Genomic DNA, 17,423 nt, shown 5'->3' on the forward strand with positions numbered 1-17,423 from the left:
GCCGCAGCACGGTTATCTGGAGAAATTGAGCGGTATTGCGATTTTGCGCGATACTGCCGCGCTGGCTCATGGATGACCAACGAAACTTCCTAAGCAAGGCTTTAGTGGTACTAAACGATGCGACGACAACTCAACGGCCAGACGTTCGTCTGGCTACACGTGTTCGCCTGTGCGGCCCGGCACTTGTCCTTCACCCGCTGTGCCGAAGAGCTGCACATCACCCCGGGCGCCGTCAGCCAACAGATGCGCCAGCTGGAGGAACGCCTGGGCTATCGGCTGTTCCTGCGCCGGGCGCGCGGTGTGGAACTGAGCGCCGAAGGGCAACGCCTGGCGCAGACGGTGACCGAAGCCTATGGCAGCATCGAAGCCGAACTGCTGCGCCTGGACGCAGGGGAAATCCGCGGCACCTTGCGCCTGCGCTCGATCCCGTCGTTCCTGGCCAAATGGCTCACGCCTCGCCTGCCGCGCTTTCAACAACGCTACCCGGACATCGAGCTGCGCCTGGTGGCCGAAGACAGTGCCCAGGCGTTGACCCCAGGCGATTTCGACCTGGCCATCGACCTGAACGATGGCAGCTACCCCGGCATGCTCTCGACGCCGCTGCTGGACGAGCAGATCTTCCCCGTGTGCTCCCCCACCTTGCTGCGCGGGCGCCCGCCACTGCACGGGCCGGCAGACCTTGCGCACTACCCGCTGCTGCACGACATCACGGCCTGGCGCGGCAGTTCGGAATATGCCGAATGGGAGTTCTACCTGGAGGGCATCGGCGCCGCCGGCCTGGATGTGCGGCGCGGGCACACCTTCAACCGCAACCACCTGACCATCGAGGCGGCGATTGCCGGCATTGGCGTGGCGATTGCCCGGCGCACGCTGCTCAACGACGAACTGGAGCGCGGGGCGCTGATCGTGCCGTTCGGGGTGCCGATCGCCAACCACAAGCGCTATGTGGTGCATTACCCGCCGGGCGGGCTGAACCAGCCGGGAGCGCGGGCGGTGCATGACTGGCTGGTGGAGGAAGCGCGGGGGTTCAGGGAGTTGCACCCGCTGAACAAGGACTAGGGTGGCCAAGAGCGCTTGCCCACTTTCATGGAATTACGAGTGACTCATTGAATTAGCAGGGACCCTGTGGGAGCGGCTTTAGCCGCGAACACCGGCACAGCCGGTGCCATGCACCGCGTTGGATTCTTCGCGGGTAAACCCGCTCCCACAGGGTGCGCAGAGCGCTTGCGAGATTTGTGCCTCAGTAGGCCTGCTTGCCGGTAAAGGCGCTAAGTGTGCGCACCAGAATCACGAAATCCAGCCACAGCGACCAGTTGTTGATGTATTCGATGTCCGAGTCCACCCGCTGGATCATCTGCTCGATATCCCTGGTCTCGCCCCTGAACCCACGCACCTGCGCCAGGCCGGTCATGCCAGGCTTGATATTGTGGCGGGCAAAGTAGTCGACGATGTCCTGCGAATACAACGTGTCATGCTGCAAGGCATGCGGCCGGGGCCCGACCAGCGACATCTCCCCGGTCAGCACATTGAACAATTGCGGCAGTTCATCCAGGCTGGTGCGGCGGATAAAGGCGCCGACCCGGGTCAGCCGCGGGTCGTTCCTCTGCGCCTGCTTCACCACGCCATCTTCCGGCTGATGGACATGCATGCTCCTGAACTTCCAGATGCGGAACGCTTCCCCGGTCCAGCCGGTGCGTTCCTGGCGGAAGAACACCGGGCCGCGGCTATCGAGCTTTATGGCCAGCGCAACGGCCAGCAACACCGGCGATGCCAGCAGCAGGATCAGCGCCGCCAACACCCTGTCCTCGAGGTTCTTCAGGAACAGGCTCATGCCCGTCAGCGGTGTTTCCGACAAGGTCAGCACGGGAATGCCGGCAATTTCCCGCACGCTGTGGTTGATCAGGCGCAACGAGAAGATATCCGGCACCCAGTTCACCGCAATGCACTTGTCGAGCAACTTGAAATACACATCATTGATGACCTCGGAACCGCCCAGTGGGGTCACCAGGTACACCGTGCGGATGCCGTGGCGAGCCACGATATCGTCAAGCTCGGCAACATGCCCGAGTACCGGCATGCGCTGCTTGCCGTCGGCGCTTTCGCGCCCCGGCTCATCGGCGCTGTCGATCAGCACGCAACCCAGCACACGCTCACCGAACCAGGGGTTGTTGCTGATTTTCTGGTACAGGAAGTTGGCCAGGTCACCGGCGCCAATGATCAGGGCGTTGTCCAGGCGGGCATGGGCGGTGAAGCGCTTTTGCAATTCGCGCACGGCAAAGTGCAGGAACAACTGGGCGATGTAGCCAATGATGAACAACTGCACGACCAGCAGCCGCGAATAGGTTTCGCTCTGTTTGGCCAGGAAAGCCATGACTACCAGGAAGCAAAAGGTTACCGACCAAGCCTTGAACAGCCGGAAAGCCTTGATGGAAAGGCCGACGTTGGTACGGTATATCGCATAGTGATCGTAGATGACTGCCAGGGCCCCCACCAGCAACAGCAGCATGATCACGTAATCGGAGGTGATGTAGCCAAACTTGTCGTAGATCAGGTACCAGGCGATACCGGTGACTGCAATCCCATCTAGGCCGGCCTGAATGGCGTTACTTACGCTGCTTCTTCTCTGCAATAAGGACCGACTGCTTCTGGGCTCTAGAACCATTTCAGACCTCATCAATTTGCGTGCAGCAAGTGCATTCCACAAACCAGCAAGACTTGACAACGGCTCATGCAAAGCCCGTGAAGCGAAATCCTGCAGCCCCAACCCATTGATCTCACTGTAGCAGCCAGCCGCCATCAGTGTGCGCGGATTGTGCCGCTCATACGGGGTGTCTGGCCGCCCCTCCGTCGCGGCGGTACAGCAAGGTACGCAGCAAGAACAACGGGTTGCCCACCACATAACGCATGAACAAACGCTTCGGCTCGCGCAACAGCCGGTACAGCCACTCCCCGCCCAACTGCCGCAACCACTCGGGCGCCCGGCTGACCTTGCCGCCGAGAAAATCCAGGATCGCGCCGCCGCACACGATCAGGCACGGCCCGCCAGTTGCTGCCAGCCTTGCCGCCACAACCTCCTGCCTGGGCATGCCCATGCCCAGCACGATCAGCTCCGGTTGTTGCTCCCTGGCCAGTTGCAGGTAGGCATCGACGCTGGCAAAGCCATCGTGGACCGACACCGGCACCACCCCGAACATAGCTGCGCTGCGCTGCACGGCCTGGTCCAGGTAAGGTTGCCGGGTGCCCCAGAACGCGACCCGCCGCCCACGGTAGGCAGCCAGGAGCCGAGGAATAAAGTCGGTACCATTCATGTTGAGGCCCGGTTCAAGCCCCAGCCGGCGATACAGGATCGCCATGCCGGAACCGTCGCGCAGCAGCACGTCGGCCACCGACAATGCCTGGTGGCAGGCGCCATCGCGAACCACCAGGTTCATTGCATGGGCATTGACGAAGCCCAGCACGGTCGCGGCTTCCGGGGCGCTCAGCCTGTCCAGCAGGCGCTGCGCGGCAGTGGCATCCGCCACCACTTCGAGCTTGCCGACGAGGGTGCTCCAGCGTTTCTGCCACTCAGCCATCAGCCTTCATCCCGTTTTGAACGTACCCATTCAACCTGGCGCTTGATCAGGAACCGCAGATACAACGGGGCCTTTCTTGCGGCGTAAAACGGCGCGTACAGCAGCACGGAAAACGGGATCAATTCGCGACAGAAGCGCGCCCAGGCCAGTGCGACGGCAAGGCCGAGCAATGCCAGTGCGCAAAGGGCGATCCAGGCAGGTGCCGCCAGGCCGAACAGCAGGTACCCCAGCCAGGCCACCAGGTTGAGCCCGAGCAGGCTCAGCACCAGCAACGCCAGGGGCGGCACCAGCAGGTCCAGGGTCATGGCCAGCAAGCTGCCGTTACGCTGGGTGACTGCGGCCAGCGCACGCCTGGGCGCATCGGCCAGCATCAGGCTCAGGTGCCCATGCTCCCAGCGGGTGCGCTGGCTACCCAGGCCTTGCTGGCTGGCAGGGAACCGGCTGCTGACCACGGCCTCGGGGCAGAACACTGGCGGCTTGCCCTGCTGGCACAGGTCCAGGCCCAGTTTCACATCCTCCACCAGATGCCCGTTGGCCAGGTCGATCAAGGCCAGGTCACGCCAGCCGAACGCCATGCCGGCGCCCATCAACTGGCAAGGCAGGCCCAACCGTGCCCAACCACGCGGGCGCACCAGGTTCTTGACCCGCCAGGCGAACTCGGCAACCTGCACTGCCAGCCCGGCCCCTGCCGGTGCATGCATCAGGTACAGCGCCTGCACCGGGCGAGCGACCTCACGGTAGCGCCGCGCCAGGTGCTCGATCGCCCCCTCGCCCACCTGGCAGTCGGCATCCACCACGATCACCACCTCGGGCGGCTGGCTGGCCAGGTGGCGCACGCCAAAGTCCAGGGCATAGCCCTTGCCGCGCAACCGCGCATCGCGGCGCTCAACCACTTCGGCACCGGCCTCGCGCGCCAGTTGCGCGGTGTCGTCAGTGCAGTTGTCCGCCACCACCAGCAAGCGGTCGCCAGGCCGCAACTGCGGGGCAATGCTCGCCAGCGTGGCACCGATCAGCGAAGCCTCGTCATGGGCTGGCACCAGCACTGCCACCTGCGGACGAGCGTTGTTGCCCAACGGCTGCGCGCGCGCTGGCAGGCAAGCCATCAGCACCTGCACCAACAGCAGCAGCACCGGCAACAGGGCGATGGCCGCCAGCGTGCCCAATGACCAAGCCAATACACTCATCATGCGGATGCCTTGAAATAGCTGGCCAGCCTGGCCGCTTCGGTATCGATGTCATGCCGTTGCAGCACACGCTGGCGGGCTGCCTCGCCCATGCGCTGCAGCGCTTCGGCAGGTTGCGCCAGGCAGTCGGCCATGGCCGCCGCCAGCTCGTCCACGGCGCCGGCAGGGAACAACCAGCCGTTCTCGCCCGGCCGCACCAGCTCGGGAATACCTGCCACATAGGTGGTCAGCACTGGCCGGCGCAAGGCCATGGCCTCCATGATCACCACCGGCAAACCCTCGGCAAAGCTGGGCAGCACCAGTGCACGCGCCGCAAGGATTTCCTCGCGCACCTGTGCGCTGCTGAGCCAGCCGGTGATGCGCACCTGCTGCTGCAAGCCATGCCGGGCAATCAACGCCTCGATCTGCCCACGCATTTCACCATCGCCGGCCAGCACCAGCTCGAAGGCGATCGACCGGGCGGCCAGTACCCGCGCGGCCTCGAGCAACAGCAGCTGGCCTTTCTGTTCGCACAGGCGGCCGACGCACACCAGGCGTGGCGCCGTGGGCACGCCGACCGGCGCCACCTCATGGAAGCTGCGCTCGAGGCCGCAATGCACCACCTTCACCTTGGCCCAGTAGTCGTGTGCCACCCAGCGAAACAACTGGCTGCGCCCGTACGAGCTGACCGCCGCGACAAATGCGGCACGCCGCACCTTCTCGCCCATGTGCAGGAACTGCGGTTTGTCGAACTCTTCCGGCCCGTGCACGGTAAAGCTGTAGGCTGGCCCGCCCAGCACGTTGGCCAGCATCACCACCTCGGTGGAATTGGTGCCGAAATGCGCATGCACATGTTTTGCCTCGCCAGCCTGCAACCACTGCAGTACCTGGCAGGCCTCGGCCAGGTAGACCAGGTGGTAGGGCCAGGCGCGGTCGGCCCGCAGGCCAAGGCGCATGGCCAGCCAAAGCGCCTGGAAGAACCGGCGCGGCTGTGCGCGCAGCACTTGCCAGGCCGGTGCCAGCAAGCCCTTGATGCCACGTTGCAGCACATAGCGGGTCCTGGCCTGTTCGCTCGAGTCCTCGGCATCCTGCAACTCGGCGTCCCACCCGCGCAGGGCAATACGCTGCACCTCTACCCCCTGGCGCTCCAGCGCCAGGATCTCGCGGCGGATGAAACTGTGGCTGACCTTCGGGTACTGGTTAATGAAATAAGCAATGCGCATAGGAATCCAGATCAAGACCCGCGTAATGAACCTTCAGGCCTGCCGTGGCAGGGCCGGCCGTTACTTCAGGCTGTCGATTACCGGCGGCCGGCGCCCCGCCGATGCCACCTCGTCAGGTGCATCCTCCTGTTTCCCTTGTAGCCCAAGGTTGTGACCGCTGCCTGGCAACGTGGCCTGCAAGCGGGTGAAAACATCGTCGAGCAACGCCTGGCGGCGGCGGTACATCGCCCGTTTCTTCGCCGGGATGTCCTGTTCCGCCCGCTGTACCGCGGCCAGCGGGAGGGCGAAGAAATCCGCATGGTTCGACGCAGTAGCGCCGTGCTCCAGCCAGATCACGTCATAATTGGCCGCCAGGTCCTGGCCTTTGTCGTTGCCAAAATACGCGTGCCGATGGTGGCGGCAGGCGTCACTGACGGCATACAGGTGCGCCACGCCCAGGGTCCTGGCCAGGCACTTCAATGCCTCGAGCAACAGGCTGCGTGGGCGCAACCCTTCGAAGTCCTTGGTCAGGTCGCGGTAGATGGCCAATGAGGTTTCGCTGTCGACACCCTTGTGGATGCCCTGCACGGCACCGATGAACAGGCAAAGCTCACCCTGGCTGCGGCACAGGCTGAACGCCAGGGATGCCACGCGCAGGTCGCCCTGGAACAGGTTCAATACCAACTCGCCTTCGCGCTTGAACCAGATCGGCCGGTCCAGCACCAGGCGGCAGCCCGGCGAATGGCTGGACAGCTCGCACAGCGTCAGGCTTTCGTCCCGCCCCAGCAGCAACAGCGCCGGAAACTGCCCGGCAAGTACTTCGAAGTGCGAAGCCAGCACCTCCAGGCGCTGCGGGGCCTCCCAGCATTTGCTGAGGTAAGGCCACTGCACGACACCGATGCAATCCACCCCCAGCCGTTGCAAACCTTGCGGGCCCAGCGTCGCCGTCATGCGCCGCAGGAACGCATTCAGCTCAGGCCATTGCCTGGCAATCTGCAGCGTCAACTTGCGCTTGTTGTTCAGCGCCCGCAACGAGTAGCCGGGGTGCAAGGTAAACACGCTTTTCACGATCGTGCCGAGCATCATGGGCCCCTCTCACTTGTACTCGATCAACGTCGATTTGCCGGCCGCGATGCGGTGGCGCAAGAACTTCAGTTGCCCGAGCATTTCCGGGAACTTGCCCAATACCAGGAACACCGCCTGTAGCCAGTTCTCCCGCACCGACTTGCCACCACGCCGGGCCAGGCGTACGGCCTGCAGCGGGTAGACCAGCAGTAACAGCAGGCTCCAGCCGCCCAGCAGCAGGCAGGCCAGCACGGTCACCACGGGGATGCCCAGGCCCCACAGCCAGGCCCGACGCGATTCGCGCAGCCAGTGCCGCTCGGGCGGCTGACCATGCAGGTAGGCCCCTTCGGCATAGGCGTGGCCAGCGCGCAGGCTACGCCGCCACCATTGGCTGAAACGGGTCATGGCGGCGTCGTGCAGGGTCATCTCGGCGTCCAGGCGCCAGACCTTCCAACCCTTTGCCCGCAGGCGCACGCACAGTTCGGGCTCTTCTCCGGCAATCAGCTCGGGGCGAAAGCCGCCGACCGCGGCAAAGGCATCTACCCGCATCAGGGCATCGCCACCACACGCCTTGGTCTCGCCGATGGGGGTGTCCCACTCCAGGTCGCACAGCAGGTTGTACACCGACCGCTGCGGGAAGCGCTCGCGGCGGCGGCCACACACCACTGCCACGTCGGGATGGTTGTCGAGAAACGCCTGCGCCGCGGGCAGCCAGCCGCTATCCACCTCGCAATCGCCATCGACGAACTGCACCAGTTGCATCGACGGCAGCCGCCGCTGCAAGGCGAAAAAGCCTTCGTTACGGGCGCGCGCGGCAGTAAACGGGGTGCCCAGGTCCAGCGCCAGTACCTCTACCCCCAAGCTGCGGGCCAAGTGCGGTGAACCATCGGTGGAGCCCGAATCGACGTACATGACCTTGTCCGCCCCCTGCTGCAGCGAAATCAGGCAACGTTCCAGGCGCTGGCCTTCGTTGCGGCCAATCACCACCACACCGATCCCGCTCGCCATGGGCCTCACTCGACGGGCGCCGTGGCGGCCGGTTGCCTGGCCTTGATGATGGCCGGCACCCCCACCGCCAGCGAATTGTCCGGCACATCCACCAGCACCACGGCGTTGGCGCCAATGATCACGTCGTTGCCGATACGGATGCTACCCAGCACCTTGGCACCGGTGCCGATATCGACGTTGTTGCCGAACACCGGTGCAATCGGCTCGTTGACATTCTTCAGGCCCACAACCACCCCATTGCGGATGCGGCAGTCATCGCCAAAGCGGGCATAGCCGCTGATGACGATGCCGCCGAAATGGTCGATGACGAAGTTGCGGCCGATCACCACCTCGCACGGCAACTCCACACCCGTGATGATCTGCACGAACTTGAACAGGACCTTGTAGATGAACGAAAACAGCTTGCGCAGCAGTGCCGGGCGCACCCCATAGCGCCAGCGGCCGAAGCGGTACACCAGCAGTACCCAGAAGCCCTGGGCGCCCCAGTCGCCACCGTGGGCACGCAGGTCGGCACGAATATTCTCGAACATGGCTCCACCTACCTTGTCGGTTGGCTGGCGTACCGGGTCTTGAACAACAAAGACCAGGTCGCCCGGCAGTGACGCCAGCAGGCCTGTATCGCGCCCCGGCCGCGTCGTTTCAACAGCGCCTTTAGTGCCAGCACCAGGTCGCCCAAGGTGACCAGCAGCATGTGCAGGGCCAGGCCCGCCAGCCCGTGATGCTTGCGAAAGTACAGCAGCTCGCTTTCGATCTGGTATGACGAGATCTGCCGGCTGGCCGCCTCAAGTTCGGCCACCGATCTGGAGCTTTCCCCACCGATGTGCACCACCGTGGTATGCGGGTAGAACACCACCTTCCAGCCGGCCGCCTTCACCCGCTTGCAGTGGTCGACCTCTTCGTAATAAAGAAAGTAGCGCGGGTCGAACAGGCCCACCTGGTCGAGCACTTCGCGGCGCACCAGGTAGAAGCAGCCAGGCAGCCAGTCGCACTCGCGGACCGAGGCGTGGTCCCAGTTCATTTCGTCGACCATCTTCAGGCCGGGGAACAAGCGCCCCAGCCCGGTACGCCCGACGAACACGTTGAGCGGTGTGGGGAAGTAGCGGCAACTGGGCTGCAGGTCGCCGTCGCGGCCCTCCAGGCGCACCCCCAGCACCCCGCACTCCGGGTGGGCTTCCATGTAGTCGAGGGTTTTCTGCAAGGAATCGGCGGCGACGAAGGCGTCGGTGTTCAGCAGCAAGGCGTACTTGCCCTTCAGGTGCGCCAACAGCTGGTTGTTGGCCCGGCCGAACCCCACGTTCTGCCTGTTGCTCAGCAGCAGCGCCTGCGGGCACACCTCGGCCATGCGCTGCAGCGAGTCATCGACCGAGGCATTGTCCACCACCAGGTAGCTGGCCAGCCGTTCGCTGTCGGCGCGGCGCAGCGCATCGAACATCGGCTGCAGCAGCCTGGCCGTGTTGAAGTTGACCACCATGACGTCCACAGGTTTGCTAGCCATTGTTGCCATCCCTCGAAGAAGTCCCCGCGCCTTTGCAGCATCAGCACAACATTCCTCACACCACGGCTTCCCTGGCCGCGCTCATCCTGGCATCGAGGTGGTCGGCCAGGCGTACCGCAAACTGCAGCAGCGGCATGGTCGGGTTGGAGGCCCCGCCCGTGGCAAAGATGCTGCTGCCGGCGATGTAAAGGTTTTCGGTACCGAACACCTTGCAGTTGGTATCGACAACACCGAACTGCGCCGACGACGCCATGCGCGTGGTACCCATGTGGTGGGCATGTGGCGACAGCTTCAGCGGTATCGAGGTGTCATAAACGAAGTCATTGAGCTTGATGAAGCCCAGGTTCATGTCCGCCCACTGCTTGGCCAGTTCGCTGCCAATGCACTTGATGGTGTGCCGGTCATCAGCGCTCAGGGCCCAGTTGACATTGACCTTGGCCACGCCCAGTGCGTCCTTCTCGTCCAGCAGCGAAATGCGGCTGCGCAGGTTGGGGAACTGCTCGATCATGGTGCTGATGACACCGTCACCGGGGCAACTGAACTTGGTCACGAAGGCGATCTTGCTGGCGACCCCCATGTCGCAGGCCAGGTTCTCCAGAAAATGCTTCACCTCGGCAGTACGACCATAGGTTTGTACATCGGCCAGCAAGGCGGCCCTGACATTGCCTTTACCTGCCTTGTATTCGTCAACGAAGGCGTCGGTGGTGTAGTACTCGCGCGGCTCGGGGGCCAGCCCCGACTTGAGGATGAAAGTGCCAAGGTCAATGTTCAGATGCTCCATGAAACACCGGCCGACCAGCCCGTCCTTGCTCACGACCCCCGCCGCCAGCAACGACTCGCTGTTGAGCAGTTGCCGGGCATTCTCGATGGCACCGGTGGCCAGCACGAAGTTTTTCGCAACCAGGCGCTGGCGATTGCACGCGTAATCGGACAGTACGACTGCGGCCAGGTGGCCGGAGGCCTGGTCGAACTCCAGGTTCACGCAATTGCAGTTGATGAACACGTCCAGGCCTTGGGTCTGTTCCAGGGCCGTGGCGTACTTTTGCGCAAAACGCGTGGGCGGGCTGAGCAGAAAGCGGTCTGGCTCGAATTCTCCGCCGTCGAGGCCAGCATTCAACGCGTGAAAATCCGACCCGGGCGGCAGGTCGACGATATCCATGGCAGCAGGCAGGTAGCCTGCAATCTCCGAATAAGGAATGGGCCAGCCAGGCAAGTCGCCAATGGGGGGAACGGCGAAGTCCGAGGGGCTGAACGGCCGGCAACGGCCGGCCCAATGGTTGGATGTGCCGCCCAGGTAACGCAGGCGAGCCTCCCCGGCGTACAGCTCCAGGCCAGTGGATGCACAGGCGTACAAGGCTTGCGAGTTCGCCGAATATTCACGCCCGCCACCTTCGGCAAGCAGTACGCTCCAGCCGGCTGCAGCCAGGCGCAGCCCCAGGGTGATGCCCGCGGGGCCGGCACCGATGATGCAGACATCGTAACTGTCGCGCAGGGCCTTCTGCTGCTGATAATCCTTGATCATGGGTGTTCGTTCCGGAAGTAGCGAGACGGCAATACCCAGCCGTTGATCACCACGAACCCGGGCCTGCCGGCAGGTTGGCTGGCGGCGGCGGGCGTAGCAGCGAACACCAAACCACCAACCCCCAGCAACACGCAACTCTGGAGAAATCCTCTACGACCCGTTTGCGCAGTGCAAAAAGTAAGCTTCCCCATGACACAGTGACCTGCACCTTTGAAAGATTTACCCGACAAGCCGCATTACCGCCAGTCCCCGGGGCCAGCGTCACAATCGACGGCATGACGTCGATCTCTGACCGATTGGCTAAAAGGTCACTATAGTTTCAATCAGCCACGATGCTAGCCGTTGCCCACCGACGCAAAGGTGCACATAGCCAATGCCTGAACATTTTCGTGCGTTGATCGTCATCCTGTTTCTGGCGAGCGTGGTCTTCCTGCTGGCGCGGCGGCCTGCCACCGACCTGATCCCGCTCAGCGACTTCAAGCGCCGGCGCAACCTGTGGTTCCTGCTTACCCTGCTGGCGTTCTTCTCGCACAGCTTCTGGCTGTACCTGGGTGCTGGCGCCGTCATCCTGTACATCGCCGGGCGCCGCGAACACAACCCCATGGCGCTGTTCTACATGCTGCTGTTCCTGGTCCCGCCGGCTTCGGTGCAGGTGCCCGGGTTTGGCGTGGTCAATTACCTGGTCGACCTCAACCATATCCGCCTGCTGACCCTGTGCGTGCTGCTGCCGGCGGCACTGGCCCTGCGCCGGCAGGGCGACACCCTGCGCTTCGGCCGCACCTGGCCCGACAGGCTGTTGGCGGCCGGCCTGCTGCTGATGAGCGTGCTGTACCTGCGCGAAACCACCCTGACCGACACCCTGCGCCAGACGCTGTACCTGTATGTCGACGTGCTACTGCCGTATTACGTGGCCAGCCGTGGCCTGCGCCAGATCAGCGACTTCAAGGACACCCTGCTGGCCTTCGTGCTTGCCTCCTTCGTCCTGGCCCTGATCGGCGTGGCCGAGTACGTGCGCCACTGGCTGCTGTACAGCGCCCTGGTCGACGCCATGGGCGTGCCGTGGAGCATGTCCGGCTACCTGAGCCGTGGCGGTTCGCTGCGCGCCAGCGTCACCACCGGGCAGGCGATTGCCCTGGGCTATGTGATGAGCGTGGCCATCGGCCTGTTCCTGTTCGTCCAGGGTTACGTGCGCCGCCCCCTGCAGCGGGCGCTGGGCGCCCTGCTGCTGGCCGCCGGGCTGTTCGCGCCACTGTCCCGTGGCCCGTGGATCGGCGCCGTGGTCATCGTGGTGGTGTTCATTGCCCTGGGCAAAGGTGCGGTCAGGCGCCTGGCGCTGCTCGCCGCGGCCGGCGTGCTGGCCCTGCCCTTGCTGACCATCGTGCCCGGTGGCGACAAGGTACTGGACATGCTGCCGTTCATTGGCAACCTCGAGAAAGAGAACATCACCTACCGCGCAAGGCTGATGGACAACTCGTGGATCGTCATCCAGCGCAACCCGCTGTTCGGCTCGTTCGACTTCCGCAACACCCCGGAAATGCAATCGATGATCCAGGGTGAAGGCATCATCGACATCGTCAACACCTACATCAACCTTGCGCTGCGGGTAGGGCTGGTCGGGCTTGGCCTGTTCGTGGCGTTCTTCGCCACCGTACTGCACGGCATCCGCAAGGCCATGCGCAGTTTCCCCGACAAGGACGATGAACAACGCCAGCTCGGCCGGGCATTGCTGGCGACACTGATCGGCATCCTGGTGATCATCTTCACCGTCAGCAGCATCACCTTCATCCCGGTGGTGTACTGGACTGTCGCCGGGCTGGGCGTGGCCTACATCCAGATGGTCCGCAGGCTGCACAACAGCCAGGCCATCGCGCTGGCCGACCCCGGCCTTCAACCAAGGTGACACTTATGAGCTTGCTCCCCCTGCGCAGCCGGGGTTTTCAAACCCTGCTGCGGGTTTCGGCCATTGCCGGCCTGGCCTTGCTGCCGCTCACCGGCTGGGCATCAGCGTGGCAAGTCAGTGTCGATGAACAGAACGGCCTGCCCATGGTGACCCGCGGCGGTGGGCCGGTGATGAAAGCCAAGTTCGACTTCTGGGCGGCCAACTGGAGCTGGACCGGTTTCTCCACCACGTTCAAGGTCAATGGCCCCTACCACTACACGCTGCAGGGCAAGAACAAGGAGCTGGACTTCGACCTGGCGGCGGATATCCGCAAGGAGCAGGCGCAAACCCTGAGCTGGGCCTTCGACCTCGACGCCCATAGCCGCCAGGCCGGGGTGATGGGCGGCGGCATGGTGTTCGAGTTCGACCCTGCGCAAATTGCCGGCGAGATGGGCGCCCCGCAGCTGCTGCCCGGCAACCGTGGCTGGTCGTGGGGCAAGGCTGACCAGGGCCGGCGCATCGAAATGCGCTTCGACCCGCCGCTGACCAAGGTGTATTTCGAGCGCGGCAACCCGTCCGAACTGCGTGCGTTCATCTACAGCGACCCGATCAACCCCGGTCGGCAGCAGATCAAGGCAGTGCTGAACATCACCGGCGACATCGACCTGGGACCCACCCCCAGCGAACGCTTCGGCCTGGCCGACCCCGCCGGTTGGCCCGACGACCAACTGGACTGGCGCACCTCGCCAGTGGACCTGTCATTCCTCAACGCCGCGGAAAAGCCTGCCGGCAAGCATGGCTTCGTCAAGGCCGTTGGCGAGCAATTGATGTTCGAAAACAACACCCCGGTGCGCTTCTGGGGCACCAATCTGTCCGCCTACTCGCTGTTCAAGAGCCCCGACGAAGAAATCCGCCAACAGGCCAAGCGCCTGTCGGCACTGGGTTTCAACCTGGTGCGTTTGCACCACCACGACTCGCCCTGGGTCAGCCCGAACGTGTTTGGCGACGGCACCCTGGTGCGCGATACCCAGCAGCTCAGTGCCGAATCGCTGCGCAAGCTCGACCTGTGGATCAACGCGCTCAAGGACGAGGGCATCTATATCTGGCTGGACCTGCACGTGCAGCGGGCGCTTACCGCCAATGACAACATCGATGACTTCAAGGAACTGGCCAAGGGCGAGAACCACGTCGACCTGAAGGGTTACGCCTATATGAACCAAAGCATCCAACAGGCGATGAAGCGCTTTGCCGAGCAGTACCTGACCCATGTGAACGAATACACCGGTCTGGCCTACAAGGACGACCCGGCCATCGCTGCCGTATTGCTCACCAATGAGAACGACCTCACCCAGCATTATGGCAACGCCCTGATGCCGAACAAGAACGTGCCGCACCACAGCGAGCGCTACATGGAAGCGGCCAAAGCCTTCGCCAAACAATACGACCTGCCCACCGACCTCACCTGGCGCGCCTGGGAGCATGGCCCTTCGAAACTGTTTCTCAACGACCTGGAACAGCGCTTCAACGCCGACATGATCAGCCACCTGCGCGGCCTCGGCGTGAAAGTACCGATTGCCACCACCAGTACCTGGGGCGGCAATGGCCTGAGCGCGCTGCCGGCACTGACCGCAGGCGATGTCATCGATGCCCATGCCTACGGTGCCAATGGCCAACTGGAGAAGAACCCGTTGACCAGCGACGGCATGATCGACTGGCTCGCCGCCGCCCAGGTAGTCGGCAAGCCGCTGACCGTCTCCGAGTGGAACGCCGAACCCTTCCCGCTGCCCGACCGCCACTCGCTGCCGCTGTACGTGGCCGGCACCGCCGCCCACCAGGGCTGGGACGCCATGCTGCAGTACGCCTACAGCCAACAGGCCTTCAACCCAGGCTGGCGCACGGCGGACAACTGGCACGCGTACAACGACCCGGCAATGATCGCCACCCTGCCCGCTGCCGCCCTGCTCTATCGCCGCGGGGACGTGAAGCCGGCCACGACCCGCTATGTGTTCGCGCCGACACCCGCCACCCTGTACAACCAGGAGATCACCCCGCGCACTTCAGCGCTGCTGCGCACGGCCATGGAAAAAGGCCAACTGCAGATCGCCCTGCCACAGACGCCGGAGTTGCCCTGGCTGAAGCCCGCCGCCATCCCTGCCGGTGCGCAGGTACTGCAAGACCCGGGGCAATCCTTGCTGCCAGCCGACGCCACGCAAGCGCTCAGCGACACGGGCGAGCTCAAGCGCAACTGGCAACAGGGCATCTATACCATCGACACACCGCTGACCCAGGCCGCCACCGGCTGGCTGGGAGGTCGCTCGATCAGCCTGGGCGCCATCCAGGTGCAAGCACGAACGCCGTATGCCAGCGTCGTGGTGCAAAGCCTGGACGGCAAGCCCCTGGGCCAGTCACGCGAACTGCTGCTGTCGCTGGGTACCCGTGCCGTGCCCAAGGCCGATTACAAGACGCCGTTCAACGTCGAGCCGCTTGCCGGCACCTTGAGCATCAAGGCGCCTGCTGGCCTGAAACTGTTCGCCCGGGACGCGCAGGCACAGTTGAAACCGTTGCCGATGGCTTACCAGGATGGGCACTACAGCATCACGTTCGACGGCAAGTACATGTCCAACTGGCTGTTCTTGAAATAGGGTATATGGCCATCTACCCTCACCACAGACCTGTAGCTGAAAAGCGCGGCTGTACAACAGCAGAGTCCGGGAGGCATGGATGAAGTTTCTGGTTGTCGGTGGCGCAGGCTACATTGGCTCGCATATGGTCAAGCACTTGCTCGTTGCGGGCCATGAGGTGGTGGTGGCGGACCTGGTATCGCCCGGCCCCGGCGTCCAGTGGGTGAAACTGGACATCGCCGACGAACCCGCGCTGGATGTGCTGTTCGGGGTTTGCCGTTTCGACGCCGTGTTCCACTTTGCCTCGTTCATTCAGGTGGGCGAGTCGGTCAGCGTGCCCGGCAAGTATTACCAGAACAATGTCGCGGCCACCCTTTCCCTCCTGCAGGCCATGGTGAATGCCGGTATCAGGCACCTGGTGTTTTCTTCCAGCGCGGCCGTTTACGGCAACCCGCAGTACGTGCCGATCGACGAAACGCATGCCAAGGGGCCGATCAACCCGTACGGGTTGAGCAAATGGATGGTCGAACAGATTCTCGAGGACTTCGACCGGGCGTACGGTTTGAAGTCGGTATGCCTGCGTTACTTCAACGCAGCCGGCGCAGACCCGCAAGGCCAGCTGGGAGAGCGCCATGACCCGGAAACCCATCTGATCCCGTTGATTCTGCAGGCCGCTTCGGGCCGGCGTGATGCGGTAACGGTATTTGGCCGCGACTACGACACGCCGGATGGTACCTGCATACGCGACTATGTACATGTGGCCGACCTGGCGGCGGCCCATGCGCTGGCGGTGGATTACCTGCTGGCGGGTGGCGAGCGAACCGCGTTCAACCTGGGCAATGGGCTGGGCTTTTCGGTGCAGCAGGTGATCGATACGGCCCGGGCGGTGACCGGCCGACAGATCCGCACCCTTGATGCCCCCCGCCGCCCCGGCGACCCGCCCCGGTTGGTGGCGGATGCCGGCAAGGCCATGCGCGTGCTGGGCTGGCGGCCGGAGTTTGCCGCACTGGAGATGATTGTGCGGCATGCGTGGCAATGGGAGTTGCAGTATCCCTGGGTTCAGCGCCAAAGCTGAGATTGTGGGGCTTGCTACCCAGCTGAAGGAATGCGCCCTACCTGTGGGCATGCCCGCGAACACCGGCTTAGCCGGTGCCACCCACCGCGTCGCCTGCTTCGCGGGCATGCCCGCTCCCACAGGGTGCCCACCAGCTGAAGGAATGCGCTGTACCTGTAGGAGCGGGCGCGCCCGCGAACACCGGCGCAGCCGGTGCCATCCACCGCGTCGCCTGCTTCGCGGGCATGCCCGCTCCCACAGGGGCCCCACCAGCTGAAGGAATGCGCTGTACCTGTGGGAGCGGGTTTACCCGCGAACACCGGCGCAGCCGGTGCCATTCACCGCGTCGCCTGCTTCGCGGGCATGCCCGCTCCCACAGGGCCCCCACCAGCTGAAAGAGTGCCTCCATATCTGTGGGAAAGGGTTTACCCACATGCACGGATCACATCAGGGCCTCAGGAAATCAGCTCATCGAGCTCTTCCATGCTCAGGCTATCAAGCAGCGCCAGGGATCTGGCCAACTGGTCCTGGGTGGAATCGACCACGGGCGCCCTGGTCTCCAGCTGGCGACTGAAGTCAGCCAGCACCGGGAACTCGAAGAGTTCTTTCAATTCGGCCACTACCCCCGCCTGCTCCCGGATGCGCACGATCACCGAGGTGGCCAGCAAGGAGTGCCCGCCAAGCTCGAAGAAGTTGTCACCCAGACCAACCCTCTCCACCTTCAGCACATCGGCCCAGATCGCCGCGATCTGCTGCTCCAGATCGCTCTGCGGCGCGATGTACTCGCCCTGCAACTGGCTGGCATCCGGCTGCGGCAGGGCCTTGCGGTCCAGCTTGCCGTT

The 17,423-nt window shown here is 63.9% G+C and carries 14 protein-coding genes; 4 read left to right on the forward strand and 10 right to left on the reverse strand.

From position 1 onward, the window contains the following. Window positions 1-117 precede the first annotated feature (117 nt). On the forward strand, window positions 118-1,059 hold the full coding sequence (locus ACGLHT_RS17850) for a LysR substrate-binding domain-containing protein (protein ID WP_075046970.1): 942 nt from the start codon (window positions 118-120) through the stop codon (window positions 1,057-1,059). Window positions 1,060-1,240: 181 nt separating this feature from the next. Here the strand turns inward: ACGLHT_RS17850 and ACGLHT_RS17855 are convergent, their stop codons facing one another. The 9 genes from ACGLHT_RS17855 to ACGLHT_RS17895 all read right to left on the reverse strand — a co-directional run bounded on the left by ACGLHT_RS17855 (window position 1,241) and on the right by ACGLHT_RS17895 (window position 11,027). After that, a complete protein-coding gene (locus ACGLHT_RS17855) occupies window positions 1,241-2,662 on the reverse strand; it encodes an undecaprenyl-phosphate glucose phosphotransferase (protein WP_075045164.1) in 1,422 nt (473 codons plus the stop codon). A 157-nt stretch (window positions 2,663-2,819) separates the two neighbouring features. Continuing rightward, a complete protein-coding gene (locus ACGLHT_RS17860) occupies window positions 2,820-3,572 on the reverse strand; it encodes a WecB/TagA/CpsF family glycosyltransferase (RefSeq protein WP_274078871.1) in 753 nt (250 codons plus the stop codon). Further along, window positions 3,572-4,759: a glycosyltransferase family 2 protein gene (locus ACGLHT_RS17865; protein ID WP_274078870.1), complete on the reverse strand. Its 1,188-nt coding sequence runs from the start codon at window positions 4,757-4,759 to the stop codon at window positions 3,572-3,574. Before ACGLHT_RS17865 ends, ACGLHT_RS17860 begins: the two co-directional genes overlap by 1 nt. Further along, window positions 4,756-5,958 carry a glycosyltransferase gene (locus ACGLHT_RS17870; RefSeq protein WP_137163863.1) on the reverse strand — a complete coding sequence of 401 codons (1,203 nt, stop codon included), beginning with the start codon at window positions 5,956-5,958 and terminating at the stop codon, window positions 4,756-4,758. Before ACGLHT_RS17870 ends, ACGLHT_RS17865 begins: the two co-directional genes overlap by 4 nt. Window positions 5,959-6,018: 60 nt before the next feature. Then, on the reverse strand, window positions 6,019-7,023 hold the full coding sequence (locus ACGLHT_RS17875; protein WP_274120530.1) for a VirK/YbjX family protein: 1,005 nt from the start codon (window positions 7,021-7,023) through the stop codon (window positions 6,019-6,021). Window positions 7,024-7,032: 9 nt separating this feature from the next. Next, window positions 7,033-8,010 carry a glycosyltransferase family 2 protein gene (locus tag ACGLHT_RS17880; protein WP_274120529.1) on the reverse strand — a complete coding sequence of 326 codons (978 nt, stop codon included), beginning with the start codon at window positions 8,008-8,010 and terminating at the stop codon, window positions 7,033-7,035. Window positions 8,011-8,015: 5 nt separating this feature from the next. Then, window positions 8,016-8,540: a serine O-acetyltransferase gene (locus ACGLHT_RS17885; RefSeq protein ID WP_085693219.1), complete on the reverse strand. Its 525-nt coding sequence runs from the start codon at window positions 8,538-8,540 to the stop codon at window positions 8,016-8,018. 8 nt (window positions 8,541-8,548) lie between these two features. Beyond that, window positions 8,549-9,505 carry a glycosyltransferase family 2 protein gene (locus ACGLHT_RS17890; protein ID WP_137163860.1) on the reverse strand — a complete coding sequence of 319 codons (957 nt, stop codon included), beginning with the start codon at window positions 9,503-9,505 and terminating at the stop codon, window positions 8,549-8,551. Window positions 9,506-9,560: 55 nt separating this feature from the next. Further along, window positions 9,561-11,027, reverse strand: a complete 1,467-nt coding sequence (locus tag ACGLHT_RS17895; protein ID WP_274120528.1) for an FAD-dependent oxidoreductase — start codon at window positions 11,025-11,027, stop codon at window positions 9,561-9,563. 373 nt (window positions 11,028-11,400) lie between these two features. On the opposite strand from ACGLHT_RS17895, the gene ACGLHT_RS17900 reads away from it, so the two are divergent. The 3 genes from ACGLHT_RS17900 (at window position 11,401) to galE (ending at window position 16,602) form a co-directional block, all read left to right on the forward strand. Continuing rightward, window positions 11,401-12,927 (forward strand): O-antigen ligase family protein, encoded by a 1,527-nt coding sequence (locus ACGLHT_RS17900; RefSeq protein WP_274120527.1) that lies wholly within the window; start codon window positions 11,401-11,403, stop codon window positions 12,925-12,927. Between the two features lie 5 nt (window positions 12,928-12,932). After that, a complete protein-coding gene (locus tag ACGLHT_RS17905) occupies window positions 12,933-15,548 on the forward strand; it encodes a cellulase family glycosylhydrolase (protein ID WP_274120526.1) in 2,616 nt (871 codons plus the stop codon). Between the two features lie 79 nt (window positions 15,549-15,627). Beyond that, window positions 15,628-16,602, forward strand: coding sequence for a UDP-glucose 4-epimerase GalE (gene galE, locus ACGLHT_RS17910; RefSeq protein WP_137163856.1), 975 nt, complete (start codon window positions 15,628-15,630; stop codon window positions 16,600-16,602). 434 nt (window positions 16,603-17,036) lie between these two features. On the opposite strand, the gene ACGLHT_RS17915 is transcribed toward galE, so the two are convergent. Continuing rightward, window positions 17,037-17,423 (reverse strand): phosphopantetheine-binding protein (locus ACGLHT_RS17915; RefSeq protein WP_394519921.1); only part of this gene is annotated, 387 nt, incomplete at its 5' end.

The sequence above is a fragment of the Pseudomonas sp. PsB genome, assembly GCF_043658375.1.
GTDB lineage: Bacteria > Pseudomonadota > Gammaproteobacteria > Pseudomonadales > Pseudomonadaceae > Aquipseudomonas > Aquipseudomonas putida_Z.